The sequence below is a fragment of the Pantoea sp. Taur genome, from assembly GCF_009830025.1.
In the GTDB taxonomy this organism is placed as follows: domain Bacteria; phylum Pseudomonadota; class Gammaproteobacteria; order Enterobacterales; family Enterobacteriaceae; genus Pantoea; species Pantoea communis.
Window position 1 is genome coordinate 18,115 of the sequence record NZ_SZZZ01000008.1, and the last position, 15,729, is coordinate 33,843.

At 55.5% G+C, this 15,729-nt stretch carries 11 protein-coding genes; 9 read left to right on the forward strand and 2 right to left on the reverse strand.

All coding sequences use genetic code 11. From position 1 onward, the window contains the following. Positions 1-72: 72 nt before the first annotated feature. The 3 genes from lysC (at position 73) to panS (ending at position 3,491) form a co-directional block, all read left to right on the forward strand. On the forward strand, positions 73-1,428 hold the full coding sequence (lysC, locus tag FD744_RS12610) for a lysine-sensitive aspartokinase 3 (protein ID WP_034827106.1): 1,356 nt from the start codon (positions 73-75) through the stop codon (positions 1,426-1,428). 265 nt (positions 1,429-1,693) lie between these two features. Further along, positions 1,694-2,386: an aquaporin Z gene (aqpZ, locus tag FD744_RS12615; protein WP_160868390.1), complete on the forward strand. Its 693-nt coding sequence runs from the start codon at positions 1,694-1,696 to the stop codon at positions 2,384-2,386. A gap of 181 nt (positions 2,387-2,567) precedes the next feature. Next, positions 2,568-3,491: a ketopantoate/pantoate/pantothenate transporter PanS gene (gene panS / locus FD744_RS12620; RefSeq protein ID WP_034827093.1), complete on the forward strand. Its 924-nt coding sequence runs from the start codon at positions 2,568-2,570 to the stop codon at positions 3,489-3,491. Positions 3,492-3,530: 39 nt separating this feature from the next. Here the strand turns inward: panS and FD744_RS12625 are convergent, their stop codons facing one another. Beyond that, entirely contained in the window at positions 3,531-3,854 is a 324-nt protein-coding gene (locus FD744_RS12625) for a DUF805 domain-containing protein (RefSeq protein WP_160868391.1), read from the reverse strand. A 15-nt stretch (positions 3,855-3,869) separates the two neighbouring features. Further along, the gene (locus tag FD744_RS12630; RefSeq protein ID WP_034827091.1) at positions 3,870-4,463 is read right to left on the reverse strand and encodes a YhgN family NAAT transporter; all 594 of its coding nucleotides are present in this window, start codon (positions 4,461-4,463) and stop codon (positions 3,870-3,872) included. A 321-nt stretch (positions 4,464-4,784) separates the two neighbouring features. Here FD744_RS12630 and asd point away from each other — a divergent pair, with 321 nt between their 5' ends. The 6 genes from asd (at position 4,785) to glgP (ending at position 15,689) form a co-directional block, all read left to right on the forward strand. Beyond that, a complete protein-coding gene (asd, locus tag FD744_RS12635; protein WP_097118913.1) occupies positions 4,785-5,894 on the forward strand; it encodes an aspartate-semialdehyde dehydrogenase in 1,110 nt (369 codons plus the stop codon). Positions 5,895-6,253: 359 nt separating this feature from the next. Further along, complete coding sequence (gene glgB, locus FD744_RS12640; RefSeq protein ID WP_160868392.1) at positions 6,254-8,440, forward strand: 1,4-alpha-glucan branching enzyme; 2,187 nt, start codon at positions 6,254-6,256, stop codon at positions 8,438-8,440. Next, on the forward strand, positions 8,440-10,419 hold the full coding sequence (gene glgX, locus FD744_RS12645; protein WP_160868393.1) for a glycogen debranching protein GlgX: 1,980 nt from the start codon (positions 8,440-8,442) through the stop codon (positions 10,417-10,419). Before glgB ends, glgX begins: the two co-directional genes overlap by 1 nt. Positions 10,420-10,429: 10 nt before the next feature. Continuing rightward, the gene (glgC, locus tag FD744_RS12650; protein ID WP_034827087.1) at positions 10,430-11,713 is read left to right on the forward strand and encodes a glucose-1-phosphate adenylyltransferase; all 1,284 of its coding nucleotides are present in this window, start codon (positions 10,430-10,432) and stop codon (positions 11,711-11,713) included. Between the two features lie 73 nt (positions 11,714-11,786). Beyond that, on the forward strand, positions 11,787-13,220 hold the full coding sequence (gene glgA / locus FD744_RS12655; protein ID WP_160868394.1) for a glycogen synthase GlgA: 1,434 nt from the start codon (positions 11,787-11,789) through the stop codon (positions 13,218-13,220). Between the two features lie 21 nt (positions 13,221-13,241). Continuing rightward, positions 13,242-15,689, forward strand: a complete 2,448-nt coding sequence (gene glgP, locus FD744_RS12660; RefSeq protein WP_160868395.1) for a glycogen phosphorylase — start codon at positions 13,242-13,244, stop codon at positions 15,687-15,689. The last annotated feature ends 40 nt before the right edge of the window (positions 15,690-15,729 follow it).

The window sequence follows — 15,729 nt, forward strand, 5'->3', positions numbered from 1 at the left end:
CTTGTGCCAAGGCTGAAATCACCGCTTCCGTTTAACCACGGGAGAAAGCTAATCTGACACGAGGTTCGTAACATGTCTCAAAACCTGATCGTGGCAAAATTTGGCGGCACCAGCGTTGCCGATTTTGATGCCATGAACCGCAGCGCGGATGTTGTGCTCTCCGATGCCAATACCCGTTTAGTGGTGCTCTCTGCGTCTGCTGGCGTGACTAATCTGCTGGTTTCTCTGGCTGAAGGCCGGGAACTGGAGCAGCGCGCGCACCTGCTGGACGAAATTCGCAACATTCAATACGCCATCATTGATCGCCTGCAATCCCCTGAAGTGATTCGCCAGGAGATTGATCGCATGCTGGAAAACATCCTGATGCTGGCGGAAGCGACTGCGCTGGCGACCTCACATGCGCTGACCGATGAGTTGGTAAGCCACGGTGAGCTGATGTCGACCCTGCTGTTCGTGGAAGTGCTGCGTGAGCGTCAGGTCAATGCCGAATGGTTTGATGTGCGTAAAGTGATGCGCACCAGCGACCGTTTTGGTCGTGCTGAGCCTGATGTTGCCACGCTGAAAGAGCTGTCCACCGCGCAACTGGCTCCACGTGTTGCAGAAGCACTGGTCGTTACTCAGGGCTTTATTGGTAGCGAAGGCAAAGGGCGCACCACCACGCTGGGACGTGGCGGCAGCGACTATACCGCAGCACTGTTGGGAGAAGCGCTGCAGGCGTCGCGTGTGGATATCTGGACCGACGTGGCCGGCATCTACACCACCGACCCGCGTGTGGTGCCCACCGCGAAACGCATCGAAGAAATTACCTTCGAAGAAGCTGCTGAAATGGCGATCTTCGGCGCGAAAGTGCTGCATCCAGCGACCTTACTGCCTGCGGTGCGCAGTGACATTCCGGTGTTCGTCGGTTCGAGCAAAGATCCGGCTGCGGGTGGCACGCGCGTGTGCAATGAAACGCAGAATCCGCCGCTGTTCCGCGCGCTGGCACTGCGTCGTAAGCAAACGCTGATGACGCTGCATAGCCTGAACATGCTGCACGCGCACGGCTTCCTGGCTGAAGTGTTCGCGATTCTGGCTCGCCATAACATCTCCGTCGATCTGGTCACCACGTCAGAAGTGAGCGTGGCGCTGACGCTGGATACCACCGGTTCTTCGACCACCGGTGAGAGCCTGTTGACGCAAGCACTGCTGACCGAACTCTCTTCACTGTGCCGCGTGGAAGTGGAAGAGAACCTGGCGCTGGTGGCGATTATCGGCAACAACCTGTCGAAAGCCTGCGGCGTTGGCAAAGAGGTGTTTGGTGCCCTTGAGCCGTTTAACCTGCGCATGATCTGTTACGGAGCCAGCAGCTATAACCTGTGCTTCCTGGTGCCAACGCCAGACGCAGAAGAAGTGGTGCGCGCGCTGCATAAGAATCTTTTTGGTTCTTAAGGCAAATTTTTAGCGCAATCCATCAAGCCGGACCTGGTCCGGCTTTTTTATTTTATAAATTTCGTTAAACAATAAATTAAGCCAAACGGCAGCCCGCTTTCCGCACCAGTGATTTCTTGATAACCCCATGATTCATAGCTATTTACTTCGTTTTCCCCACTGGAATTGTCTCCATATCCCACTACGCTGCTAATCAGCGGTTACGTTTTAATCGCCCTTATCGATTGTCCCAACGAGAAAACATTCAATTTTTGAGGGAATGGCTATGCAAAGATTGGTTGCTGAAGGGGTAGGCACGTTTGTTCTGGTGTTAGGCGGGTGTGGCAGCGCGGTATTAGCCGCTACCTTCCCACAAGTGGGGATTGGTTTTGCGGGCGTGGCGCTGGCATTTGGTTTAACGGTGCTGGTGATGGCCTTCGCTGTAGGGCACATTTCCGGTAGCCATTTTAATCCGGCCGTCACCATAGGGTTGACAGTGGGAGGGCGTTTCCCGGCCGCTCAGGTGATCCCTTACATCATCGTGCAGTTAATCGGCGCCGCAGCCGCAGGCGGCGTGTTGTATCTGATTGCCAGCGGTAAACCCGGCTTTGATGCCGCTGCCAGCGGGTTCGCTTCGAATGGCTATGGCGAGCATTCACCGGGCGGATTTAGCCTGCATGCCGGGATGATCTGTGAAACGGTGATGACGGCAATCTTCCTGGTGGTGATCATGGGCGCGACCGATAAACGCGCACCGGCCGGTTTCGCACCGATTGCCATTGGGCTGGCGCTAACGCTGATCCACCTGGTCAGCATTCCGGTGACCAACACCTCCGTCAATCCAGCACGCAGCACCGGTGTGGCGATTTTCCAGGGCGGTTGGGCATTGCAGCAACTCTGGATGTTCTGGCTGATGCCGATTATTGGTGCGGCAATCGGTGGTGTGATCTACCGTGTTTTACTGGAAAAAGCAGAGTAATTTCTCTACAAAGCGCGGATCGACCGCAGACGATCCGCATTTTATCCTGCCAGCGACTTCCCGCCTTACGTCACGATAATGAAATGTTATGATCCCGCGTCCGTCGCTGTGGTCGTTCCCCGCGCGGCACTTCATCTGTGGCATATGAAATAAATTAAAAAATATCTAAGGAAGTCTCTCCATGCTCGCCAAGTTAACCCGCCTGTTCCCGCTCTGGGCCGTGCTGCTCTCGGTCGCGGCGTATTACTCGCCCTCGACATTCCTCGGCATTGGGCCGTGGGTCACTTACCTGCTAATGCTGATCATGTTCGGCATGGGTGTGACGCTGAATATTGATGATTTCAAACGTGTGCTGACACGTCCGGCACCGGTTATCGCCGGCACCTTTTTGCACTATCTGGTGATGCCACTCGCCGCCTGGGGCCTGGCTAAGCTATTCCACATGCCGCCGGACCTTTCAGCCGGGATGATCCTGGTGGGCAGCGTGGCCAGCGGTACCGCGTCCAACGTGATGATCTATCTGGCGAAGGGCGATGTGGCCCTGTCCGTGACCATCTCTTCAGTGTCTGCGCTGGTGGGTGTTTTCGCCACGCCGCTACTGACGCGCTTCTATGTCGATACTCACATTCAGGTCGATGTGATCGGCATGCTGCTCAGCATTATTAAAATCGTGGTTATCCCGATTGGTCTGGGTCTGATCATCCACCACTCAATGAACAGCGTGGTACGCCGTGTTGAGCCCTATCTGCCGGCATTTTCCATGGTCTGCATTCTGCTGATTATCAGCGCAGTGGTAGCGGGTTCTCAGGGCTTTATCGGTTCTGTCGGCCTGGTGGTGATTGCGGCGGTGATCCTGCATAACGCCATCGGCCTGCTGGGCGGTTACTGGGGCGGCAAGCTGTTTGGCTTTGACGAATCCACCTGCCGCACGCTGGCACTGGAAGTGGGTATGCAGAACTCCGGTCTGGCGGCAACGCTGGGCAAACTCTACTTCTCGCCACTGGCCGCCTTGCCAGGTGCGCTGTTCTCGGTGTGGCACAACCTGTCAGGTTCGCTGCTGGCCGGTTACTGGTCGGGCAAACCGATTGAGAAGAAGCAGAAGTAATCCTGCGAGCGGGCGGCCATAGTGCCGCTCGCTGTCTATTTACTTACGCGCTACCGAAGCAGGGAATGCCAGGAAAGGGAACAGCAGATAGGGCGCGATGAGCAAGAGAATAAAAACACCTCGCGAATAACCCGCATCATTAATCCTTCGACTGCCACAGGCCAGCAACGGCATGATAAACAGCAGCAGCGGTACGAAAGCAATTTCGCCACTCTTCAAGGCAAACAGTTGTAGGTAAAGGCAAAACCAAACCACCTGAAACACGACGAACACCACGTAGCCTGCACGTCTTTCCAGCCCACTAAAGTTAAATGTCTTGAGAAAGCCATCTTTGATAATCGTAAAAAATCGGGTTATCAGCATCTTCCCTTCCTATGGCTACAGTTTCAGATAAGCGCGAATCCCATCCAGGAACATCTGCGTTGCCAGCATAATCAAAATCAAGCCCATCAACCGCTCCAGCGCGTTAACGCCTTTGTCGCCCAACAGGCGTAAAAACAGTCCTGACATCAGCAAAATGACCACGGTAACGCCCCAGGCAATCAGCAATGCGCCAACCAAATGTGACATCTGATTGGGATATTGATGTGACAGCAGCATCAGCGTGGCTAACAGCGAAGGGCCTGCAACCAGCGGGATCGCCAGCGGCACCAGAAATGGCTCTTCACCCGCAGGTAATCCGCTGGTACTGGTTTCGCCAGAGGGAAAAATCATGCGGATGGCGATCAGGAACAGGATGATGCCGCCGGAGATCGAGACGGTTTCGGTGCGCAAATTCAGGAACGCCAGAATACGTTCGCCGGTAAACAGGAACAGCAGCATGATGATCAGTGCGATCAGCATTTCACGTATTAGCACCGCGCGCCGGCGCTTGGGTTCGAGATGCTTAAGCACCGACATAAAAATCGGCAGGTTGCCTAGCGGATCCATAATCAACAGCAGCAATATGGTCGCAGATATCATTTCAGTCATAGGTAAAAGCCATCCCTTGTTCCCGTCATTCTTCAACTCAGGTGCGTTGGCGGCGATGGGCTTGCGGAGCGCTGAATCGTGTAGCCGATCGAGATACTCCGAATTTCCGCCTGCCCGTACCTCGATTCATTGAGGGGAGTATTAGTTGTACTGCTGAAAAAGTTGGCGCAATCGAATTAATTCACTTGCCAGAAAGCCTGCATTTTGTAGAGTTGGAGGTCGCAGGTAAACCTGATTATTACGCAGATCAACTGGATATTCCGCTTGGTCTTTTCCTCGCACCACGAAGGGCACAGTGAAAACGCCCCGGACGGACAGAAAATGAAGAATGTAGGCTTTATTGGTTGGCGTGGCATGGTCGGCTCTGTGCTGATGTCACGCATGAGTGAAGAACGCGATTTTGATGTGATCAATCCGGTCTTCTTCTCCACGTCTCAGCTTGGTCAGGCAGCACCGACATTCGGCGGCAAGTCGACCGGTGCGCTGCAGGATGCTTTTGATATCGAGGCGCTGAAGGCGCTGGATATTATTATCACCTGCCAGGGCGGTGACTACACCAGTGAAGTTTACCCTAAGCTGCGTGAAAGCGGCTGGCAGGGTTACTGGATTGATGCGGCCTCGACGCTGCGCATGAAAGATGACGCCATCATCATTCTCGATCCGGTTAACCACAATGTGATTCGTCAGGGCCTCGACAACGGTATCAAAACCTTCGTTGGCGGTAACTGTACCGTCAGCCTGATGCTGATGTCACTCGGCGGCCTGTTCGCTAACGATCTGGTGGAGTGGGCCTCTGTCGCTACTTATCAGGCGGCGTCGGGCGGCGGTGCGCGCCATATGCGTGAACTGCTGACCCAGATGGGCATGTTGCACGACCACGTGGCGAAATCCCTGCAGGATCCGGCTTCGGCGATTCTGGATATCGAACGCAGCGTCACCGATTTCACCCGTTCAGGCACTTTGCCGACCGACAACTTCGGCGTACCGCTGGCGGGCAGCCTGATTCCATGGATCGACAAGCAGCTGGATAACGGCCAGAGCCGCGAAGAGTGGAAAGGCCAGGCAGAAACCAACAAGATTCTGCGCACCAGCAGCGTGATCCCAGTGGATGGTCTGTGTGTGCGCGTCGGTGCACTGCGCTGCCACAGCCAGGCATTCACCCTGAAGCTGAAAAAAGATATCCCGCTGAATGAAATCGAGCAGCTGCTGGCTTCTCATAACGAATGGGTGAAAGTGGTGCCAAATGACCGCGAAATCACCATGCGTGAACTGACGCCAGCGGCCGTCACCGGCACGTTGACCACGCCGGTTGGTCGTCTGCGCAAACTGAACATGGGGCCGGAATACCTTTCCGCCTTTACCGTGGGCGATCAGCTGCTGTGGGGCGCGGCTGAACCGCTGCGCCGCATGTTGCGTTTGCTGATCGACTAAGCGCAGCGACAAACCAGACAGGCCGGGATTTCCCGGCCTTTTTTATGCCAACCAGGTTGCAAAACTTAACCCAAATTGCGCCTGACAAGTGATCCGCTTCCCCTTTTTGCTTGCCCGACAAGATTTTTTTGCTTTCCCCCCTGGCTTCTGCCAGCCCCAAGCTATGATTTAACAGTGATGTGCCGGTTGTTAACTGTTTTTGCTTTCCGAACTGAATGGTTGTTGTACACGGCAAAGATCTTCTCCCATGGACGGTGTCCTCTCTTGCTGGTGTACGTATGGCTCAATGAAAAGCAGCGCACCAGAGGCGGCATTGTTGTCCACTCCGGTCGCCTGCGCAAAATCATAGGAAGAAAGTCATGTCAGAGCTTCCCGATCGCCAGGCGATCAATGCCCTTTTTGCCGGGAATTATGCCGATCCCTTCTCTTTTTTGGGGATGCACCAAACTGTCGAAGGCCTTGAAGTGCGCGCGCTGCTGCCCGATGCCTCCGAAGTCTGGGTGATTGAAACCAACACCGGACGCAAATGCGCGCAGCTTAAATGTCTCGATTCACGCGGCTTCTTCTGCGGTGTGATCCCACGCCGTAAAAACCTGTTTCGCTATCAGCTGGCGGTCACCTGGCACGGCCAGCAAAACCTGATCGATGATGCCTATCGTTTTGGCCCACTGCTTGAAGAAATGGATGCCTGGCTGCTGGCAGAAGGTACACATCTGCGCCCGTATGAAACGTTGGGGGCGCACAACGCGACCATTGACGGCGTCAGCGGCACCCGTTTCTCGGTGTGGGCACCGAACGCACGTCGCGTCTCCGTAGTGGGCGAATTCAATTTCTGGGACGGTCGTCGTCATCCGATGCGCTTCCGCCGTGAGCTGGGTATCTGGGAGCTGTTTGTGCCGGGCGCGGTGAATGGTCAGCTGTACAAATATGAAATTATTGATGCGTCAGGGCAGATGCGCATCAAAGCCGACCCGTTTGCCTTTGAAGCACAGATGCGCCCGCAAACCGCCTCAATGATCTGCGGTTTACCGCCGAAGGTGGAGATGCAGCCGCAGCGCAAAGCCGCCAATGCTTTTGATCAGCCGATCTCGATTTACGAAGTGCATCTGGGTTCGTGGCGCCGCCATACCGACAACAATTTCTGGCTGAGCTACAAAGAGCTGGCCGAACAGCTGGTGCCTTACGTCAAAGAGATGGGCTTCACCCACATTGAACTGCTGCCGATCAACGAACATCCGTTTGATGGCAGCTGGGGCTATCAGCCTCTTGGCATGTATGCACCCACACGCCGCTTTGGTACCCGCGATGAGTTCCGCCACTTTATCGCCGCAGCGCACGATGCCGGCCTCAACGTGTTACTCGATTGGGTGCCGGGCCACTTTCCCAGTGACGATTTCGGATTGGCGAAATTTGATGGCACCGAACTGTATGAGCACAGCGATCCGCGTGAAGGCTACCATCAGGACTGGAACACACTGATCTACAACTTTGGTCGCCGCGAAGTCAGTAACTATCTCTCCGGCAACGCGCTGTATTGGATGGAGCGCTTTGGCATTGATGGCCTACGTGTGGATGCCGTGGCATCGATGATCTACCGCGATTACAGCCGCAAAGAGGGCGAATGGGTGCCTAACCACTTTGGCGGTCGCGAGAATCTTGAAGCCATCTCATTCCTGCGCCACACCAACCGCACGCTGGGCCGTGCTGCACCGGGCACCATCAGCGTGGCAGAAGAGTCCACCGACTATCCGGGTGTGACACGCCCTTCTGAAGATGGCGGCCTCGGCTTCTGGTTCAAATGGAACCTCGGCTGGATGCACGACACGCTTGACTACATGAAGCTCGATCCAGTGCACCGTCGTTATCATCACAACCTGATGACGTTTGGCATGCTTTATAACTACACCGAAAACTTCGTGCTGCCGCTGTCGCACGATGAAGTGGTGCACGGTAAACGCTCGATTCTTGATCGCATGCCCGGCGATGCGTGGCAAAAGTTTGCCAACCTGCGTGCCTATTACGGCTGGATGTGGGGCTTCCCCGGTAAAAAGCTGCAGTTTATGGGCAACGAGTTTGCTCAGGGCCGCGAGTGGAACCACGATTCGAGCCTCGACTGGCATCTGCTGGAGGGCGAAGACAACTGGCACAACGGCGTACAGCGTCTGGTGCGCGATCTCAACCACAGCTACAAACACTTCACGCCATTACATCAACTGGATTTCGATGCGCAGGGCTTTGAATGGCTGGTGGTCGACGATCATGAAAACTCGGTGTTTGTGTTTGCACGTCGCGATCGTGACGGCAATGAAATCATTGTTGCCAGTAACTTCACGCCGGTGGCGCGCCATGACTATCGCTTTGGCGTTAATCAACAAGGCGGCTGGCGTGAGGTACTGAACACCGACCAACAGGATTATCACGGCAGTGATGTGCGCAATCATGGGGTGGTGCATACCGACGTGATTGAGAGCCACGGTCGGCCGCAATCGCTTAGCCTGGTCTTGCCGCCGCTGGCCACGATTTGGCTGGTGCGGGAGGGCGACTGATGCTGGAGACCGGGCAGCCGATGCCGTTGGGCGCCCATTATGATGGGCGCGGCGTAAACTTCACGCTGTTTTCCCGCCATGCCGAGCAAGTGGAGCTGTGCCTGTTTGACGCGCACGGCGTTGAACGGCGCTTTGCGCTGCCCGCGCGCAGTGGGGATATCTGGCACGGCTATTTTCCGGCATTAAAGCCCGGCCAGCGTTACGGCTATCGCGTCCACGGACCATGGGCACCGCAACAAGGACATCGTTTCAACCCGGCAAAATTACTTGTCGATCCCTGCGCGAAAGCGGTGGTGGGGGATATTCCCGACGATCCGCGTTTTAGCGGAGGTGAGCAGCAGCCGGATGAGCAGGATAACGCCGCCATTGCGCCCAAATCACTGGTGATCGCTGAAGATTTTGACTGGGATGATGAGAAACCACTGCGTACGCCGTGGGGCAAGACGGTGGTGTATGAGGCGCACGTGCGCGGCTTAACCCGGCAACATCCGGAAATTCCGGAAAGGCTGCGCGGGACTTATGCGGCACTGGGCCATCCTGCTATGGTGAAGTACTTGCGCCATCTCGGTATTACCGCGCTGGAACTGCTGCCGATAGCGCACTTCGCCAGCGAGCCGCGTCTGCTACGACTCGGGCTGAGCAATTACTGGGGTTACAACCCGTTCGCGCTGTGGGCGGTGGATCCCCGCTACGCGTCCGGCGAGCAGGGTTTAACGCCCCTGCAGGAGTTTCAGCAGGCGGTCAAAGTGCTGCATGCGGCGGGTATCGAAGTGATCCTTGATGTGGTATTCAACCACACTGCCGAGCTGGAAGAGATTGGCCCCAACATTTCACTGCGCGGCGTGGATAACGCCAGCTATTACTGGCTCGACGCGCAGGGTGAATATCAAAACTGGACCGGCTGCGGCAACACGCTCAATCTCAGCGATCCGCAGGTGATGGAATGGGCATTAGAAGCGCTGCGCTATTGGGTGCGGGACTGCCATATCGATGGCTTCCGTTTTGACCTCGCCAGCGTGCTGGGTCGTACGCCGGACTATCGGCAGGATGCGCCGCTGTTCATCGCCATTAAAGCCTGTCCGGTGCTGTCACAGGTCAAATTGATTGCTGAACCGTGGGATATCGGCCCCGGCGGCTATCAGGTGGGCAATTTTCCCGAAGGATTCGCGGAATGGAATGACCATTTCCGCGATGCCGCGCGCCGTTACTGGCTGCACGGCCAGCTCAATAATGGCGAATTTGCCCGGCGGTTTGCCGCCTCCAGCGATGTGTTCCAGCGAGAGGGACGCTTGCCGCACGCCAGTATCAATCTGATCACCGCGCATGACGGTTTTACGCTGCGCGACGTGGTGAGCTTCAACAATAAACACAATCAGGCCAACGGCGAAGACAATCGCGACGGCAGTAGCAGCAACTTCAGCCACAACCATGGCAAAGAGGGGCTACAGGTCAATTTCGATATTGTCGAACGTCGTCGGCGTAGCGTGCATGCTCTGCTGACCACGCTGCTGTTGGCGCAAGGTACACCGATGCTGCTGGCCGGGGACGAACGCGGTCACAGCCAGCACGGTAACAATAACGCGTACTGTCAGGACAACCCACTCACCTGGTTGCACTGGCATCAGGATGATTTTGGACTAGTCGACTTCACTGCCGCGTTAATCCGGCTGCGTCAGCGCATTCCTGCACTGACAGCGGATCGCTGGTGGCAGGAGGGCGATGGCAATGTGCAGTGGTTCAATGCCAGCGGCAAACCACTGGGAAATGAGGAGTGGGAACAGGGGGCGCACAGAATGCAGATCCTGCTCTCCAGCCGCTGGTTAATAACAATCAACGCCACGGAATCGGTGAGTGACCTTGCCTTACCAGACGGAGAGTGGCGTGCCATTCCTCCTTTCGCCGGGGAAGATAACCCCATCCTGACAACTGTCTGGCACGGGCCCGCACACGGCGTGTGTGTGTTCCTAAAGCAATCATAAGGAGTCAGACATGGTTAAGTTAGATAGAACAGATCCACTGATGCTGGCGCGCCAGCTCCCTACACAAACGGTGGCGTTGATCCTTGCTGGCGGGCGCGGTACGCGTCTGAAAGATCTCACCGCGAAACGCGCCAAACCTGCCGTTCATTTCGGCGGCAAGTTCCGCATCATCGACTTTGCGCTGTCGAATTGTATCAATTCGGGTATTCGGCGCATCGGCGTGATCACCCAATATCAGTCGCATACGTTAACGCAGCACATCCAGCGTGGCTGGTCGTTATTCAACGAAGAGATGAATGAATTTGTCGATTTGCTGCCGGCGCAGCAGCGTGCATCCACCGAGCATTGGTATCGCGGTACCGCCGATGCAGTTTCGCAGAACCTCGACATCATTCGCCGCTATCGAGCGCAATACATCGTGATTCTCGCCGGGGATCATATCTACAAAATGGATTACTCGCGGATGTTGCTCGATCACGCTGAACGTGGCGCGAAGTGCACCATCGCCTGCTTACCGGTGCCGCTCGCCGAAGCCACGGCGTTTGGTGTGATGGCGGTGGATGCGGACAACAACGTGGTGGATTTTGTGGAAAAACCGCCGAAGCCACCGTCAATGCCGGGCGATGACACCAAAGCGTTAGCCAGTATGGGGATCTACGTGTTCAACGCTGATTACCTCTACCAGCTATTGGAAGAGGATTTGCTAATCCCTGAATCGAGCCACGATTTCGGCAAGGATTTGCTGCCAAAAATTGTCGCCAGCGGTGAAGCCTACGCGCACTCCTTTACGTTGTCGTGCGTACAGAACGATGAAAACGCCGAGCCTTACTGGCGTGACGTCGGAACGCTGGAAGCTTACTGGCGCGCTAATCTCGATCTGGCCTCGGTCACGCCGGAACTGGATATGTACGACCACGACTGGCCAATCCGTACGCATATGGAACCCTTGCCGCCCGCCAAATTTGTGCAGGATCGCTCGGGCAGCCACGGCATGACGATGAATTCACTGGTTTCCGGCGGCTGCATTATCTCCGGTTCCGTGGTGGTGAATTCGGTGTTGTTCCCACGCGTGCGCATTAACTCGTTTTGCAATATCGACTCATCGGTGCTGTTACCGGATGTGGTGATCAATCGTTCCTGTCGTCTGCGCCGTTGCGTGATTGATCGCGCCTGCGTGATTCCGGAAGGCATGGTGATTGGTGAGAACCCAGATGAAGACAGCCGCCGTTTTTACCGTTCAGAAGAAGGCATCGTTTTGGTGACGCGCGCCATGCTGGCCAAATTGGCTGGCTGACCACGAACGCAACGAGCAAGCACACAGGCAATCGCCGCGGGGAACGCGCGCGATAACACAATAGGGGTCCAGGATGCAGGTTTTACATGTCTGTTCAGAACTTTTCCCGCTGCTGAAAACCGGCGGGTTAGCTGATGTCGTCGGCGCATTGCCTCAGGCTCAGATTGCGGGTGGTACGGATGCGCGAGTATTGCTTCCCGCTTATCCGGATCTGCGTAAAGGGATTCCTGACACCGAGATCGTTGCGGAATTGCATACTTTTGCTGGCCCGGTCCGTTTATTATTTGGACAATTCAATGGAGTTGGCATTTATTTAATTGATGCGCCGGGATTGTATGAGCGTCCCGGCAGCCCTTATCACGACACATCGCAGTTTGCCTACGTGGATAACTATCTGCGTTTTGCGCTGCTGGGCTGGATGGGCGCCGAGCTGGCCAGCGGGTTGGATACCTACTGGCAACCCGATGTGGTGCACGCGCATGACTGGCACGCAGGGTTAACCTGTGCTTACATCGCGGCCCGTGGACACCCGGCAAAAACGGTGTTTACCGTGCACAACCTCGCGTATCAGGGGCTGTTCAATGCGCGTCATCTGGATGAGATCCAGATCCCGCGCAGTTTCTTCACCATGCATGGCCTGGAGTTCTACGGACAAATTTCGTACCTAAAGGCGGGATTATTTTATGCCGATCATATAACCGCAGTCAGCCCGACGTATGCTCTGGAAATCACCCGGCCAGAATTCGGTTATGGCATGGAAGCGCTGCTAGAGCAGCGTCTGAAAGAGGGGCGGCTGAGTGGCATCCTGAATGGCGTTGACCCGGGTATTTGGGACCCGGCGCACGACCTGTTGCTGACGGCGCGTTACGACCGGGAAACGCTGGAGAGCAAAGCGGAGAACAAGCGCCAACTACAGATCGCCATGGGCCTGAAGGTGGATGACAAAGTGCCGGTATTTTGTGTCATCAGCCGTTTGACCAAACAGAAAGGGCTGGATCTGGTGCTGGAAGCGTTACCGGGGCTATTGGCGCAAGGCGGCCAGCTGGTGCTGTTGGGCCAGGGCGATGCAGAGTTACAACAAGGTTTCCTCGCTGCGGCGGCGGAACATCCAGGCAGCGTCGGCGTGCAGATCGGTTATCACGAAGCCTTCTCACACCGCATTGTGGGTGGAGCAGATGTCATCATGGTGCCGAGCCGTTTTGAACCGTGCGGCTTAACTCAGTTGTACGGTTTGAAATACGGCACGTTGCCGCTAGTGCGCCGCACCGGCGGGCTGGCAGATACCGTGCAGGACAGTTCGCTGGAGAACCTCGCTGACGGGGTCGCAAGCGGTTTCAGTTTTGAAGACAGTAACGCCTGGTCGCTGCTGCGGGCGATTCGACGTGCTTTTGTCCTTTGGTCCCGTCCTTCTCTCTGGCGCTACGTTCAGCGGCAGGCGATGGGGATGGATTTTAGTTGGCAGGTGGCCGCACAAGCCTACCGCGATCTTTATCAACGTTTGCTGTAATCAGAGATTGGGATACTGGATATGAATGCACCTTTCACCTATGCCTCACCCACGCTAACGGTTGACGCACTGAAGCACTCAATCGCCTATAAACTGATGTTTACTATTGGTAAAGACCCGTCGATCGCCAATCAGCATGAGTGGCTTAACGCCGCCTTGCTGGCAGTGCGCGATCGTATGGTGGAACGTTGGTTGCGCTCAAGCCGTGCGCAGCTGTCGCAGGATGTGCGTCAGGTTTACTACCTGTCGATGGAATTCCTGATGGGACGCACGCTGGGCAATGCATTGCTGGCGATGGGCATCTATGACGATCTGAATCAGGCGCTGGACGAGATGGGGCTCGACCTCAGTGAACTGATGGACGAAGAGAACGATCCGGGGCTTGGCAATGGCGGCCTGGGTCGTTTAGCGGCCTGTTTCCTCGACTCGCTCGCCACCCTCGGCTTACCGGGACGCGGTTATGGCATTCGTTATGACTACGGCATGTTCAAGCAGAACATTGTCGACGGTCAGCAGCGTGAATCGCCGGATTACTGGCTGGAATACGGCAATCCGTGGGAGTTCCAGCGCTTCAATACCCGCTACAAAGTCCGCTTTGGTGGCCGTCTGCAGCATGAAGGTGCTCGCGTACGTTGGCTGGAAACCGAAGAGATTATTGCGGCGGCTTACGATCAAATCATTCCGGGTTTTGACACCGATGCCACCAACACGCTGCGTTTGTGGAGCGCGCAGGCCAGTAATGAGATCAACCTCGGCAAATTTAACCAGGGTGATTACTTTGCGGCGGTAGAAGATAAAAACCACTCAGAGAACGTATCGCGCGTGCTCTATCCGGATGACTCTACCGATTCTGGTCGTGAACTGCGTTTGCGTCAGGAGTATTTCCTCGTCTCCGCCACGGTGCAGGATATTTTGAGTCGCCACTGGCAAATGCATGAAACCTGGGACAACCTGGCGGATAAAATTGCTATCCATCTCAATGACACCCACCCGGTTTTAGCCATCCCTGAATTGATGCGCTTGTTGATCGACGATCACAAGTTCAGCTGGGATGACGCTTTTGAGGTCACTTGCCAGGTGTTCTCTTACACCAACCACACATTGATGAGTGAAGCGCTGGAAACCTGGCCGGTGGATATGTTCGGCAAGATTCTGCCGCGCCACCTCAGCATTGTGTTTGAAATCAACGATTACTTCCTGAAAACCATCCAGGAATACTATCCGGATGATTGGGATTTGATGTCACGCATCTCGATCATCGACGAAAACAACGGCCGTAAGGTGCGCATGGCGTGGCTGGCGGTGGTGGTCAGCCACAAGGTGAATGGCGTTTCAGAGCTGCATTCCAATCTGATGGTGCAGTCGCTGTTTGCTGATTTTGCGCGCCTGTTCCCGGGTCGCTTCTGTAATAAAACCAACGGCGTAACGCCGCGTCGCTGGCTGGCGCTGGCCAACCCGGCGCTGTCCGATGTATTGGACGAGACCATCGGCCGCACCTGGCGAACCGACCTCAGTCAGTTGAGCGATCTGACGCCACACATTGATTATCCGGTCTTTATCGAGCAAATTTCCGACGCCAAATTCGCTAATAAAAAACGTCTGGCGGATTGGGTGGCGAAGAACATGGATATCGTGCTGGATCCGCATGCGCTGTTCGATGTGCAGATCAAACGTATCCATGAATATAAGCGTCAGTTGCTCAATGTGTTACATGTCATCACGCGCTACAACCGCATCAAAACTGATCCTACTGCGGATTGGGTGCCGCGCGTGAATATCTTCGCCGGTAAAGCCGCATCGGCCTATTACGTGGCGAAGCACATTATCCATCTGATCAACGATGTTGCCAACGTGATCAACAACGATCCGCAGGTGAAGAACAAGCTGAAGGTGGTGTTTATTCCTAACTACAGCGTGAGCCTGGCGCAGATCATTATTCCGGCGGCGGATCTCTCCGAGCAGATCTCTACAGCGGGCACCGAGGCGTCCGGCACCAGTAACATGAAGTTTGCCCTCAATGGCGCGTTGACGATTGGTACGCTGGATGGCGCGAACGTCGAGATGCGCGAGCATGTGGGTGCGGAGAATATCTTTATCTTCGGCAACACCACGCCGCAGGTCGAACAACTGCGCAAGGATGGCTACAACCCGCGTAAATATTATGAGGAAGATGCCGAGCTGCACCAGGCACTGACGCAAATTGCCAGTGGTGCATTCAGCCTGGGAGAGCCAGGTCGCTATCGCAATCTGTTTGATGCGCTGGTGAACTTCGGCGATCACTATCAGCTGCTGGCCGATTATCGCAGCTATGTGGATGCGCAGGATAAGGTGGACAAGCTTTATCGTCAGCCGGATGAGTGGCAGCGCCGTGCGGCATTGAATATCGCCAACATGGGCTACTTCTCAGCAGACAGGACGATCCAGGAGTACGCGGACGAGATTTGGCATATTTCGCCGGTGAGATTGTAAGGTATGAAATGGGTCGCCATTAAAGGCGACCCTGAACGCA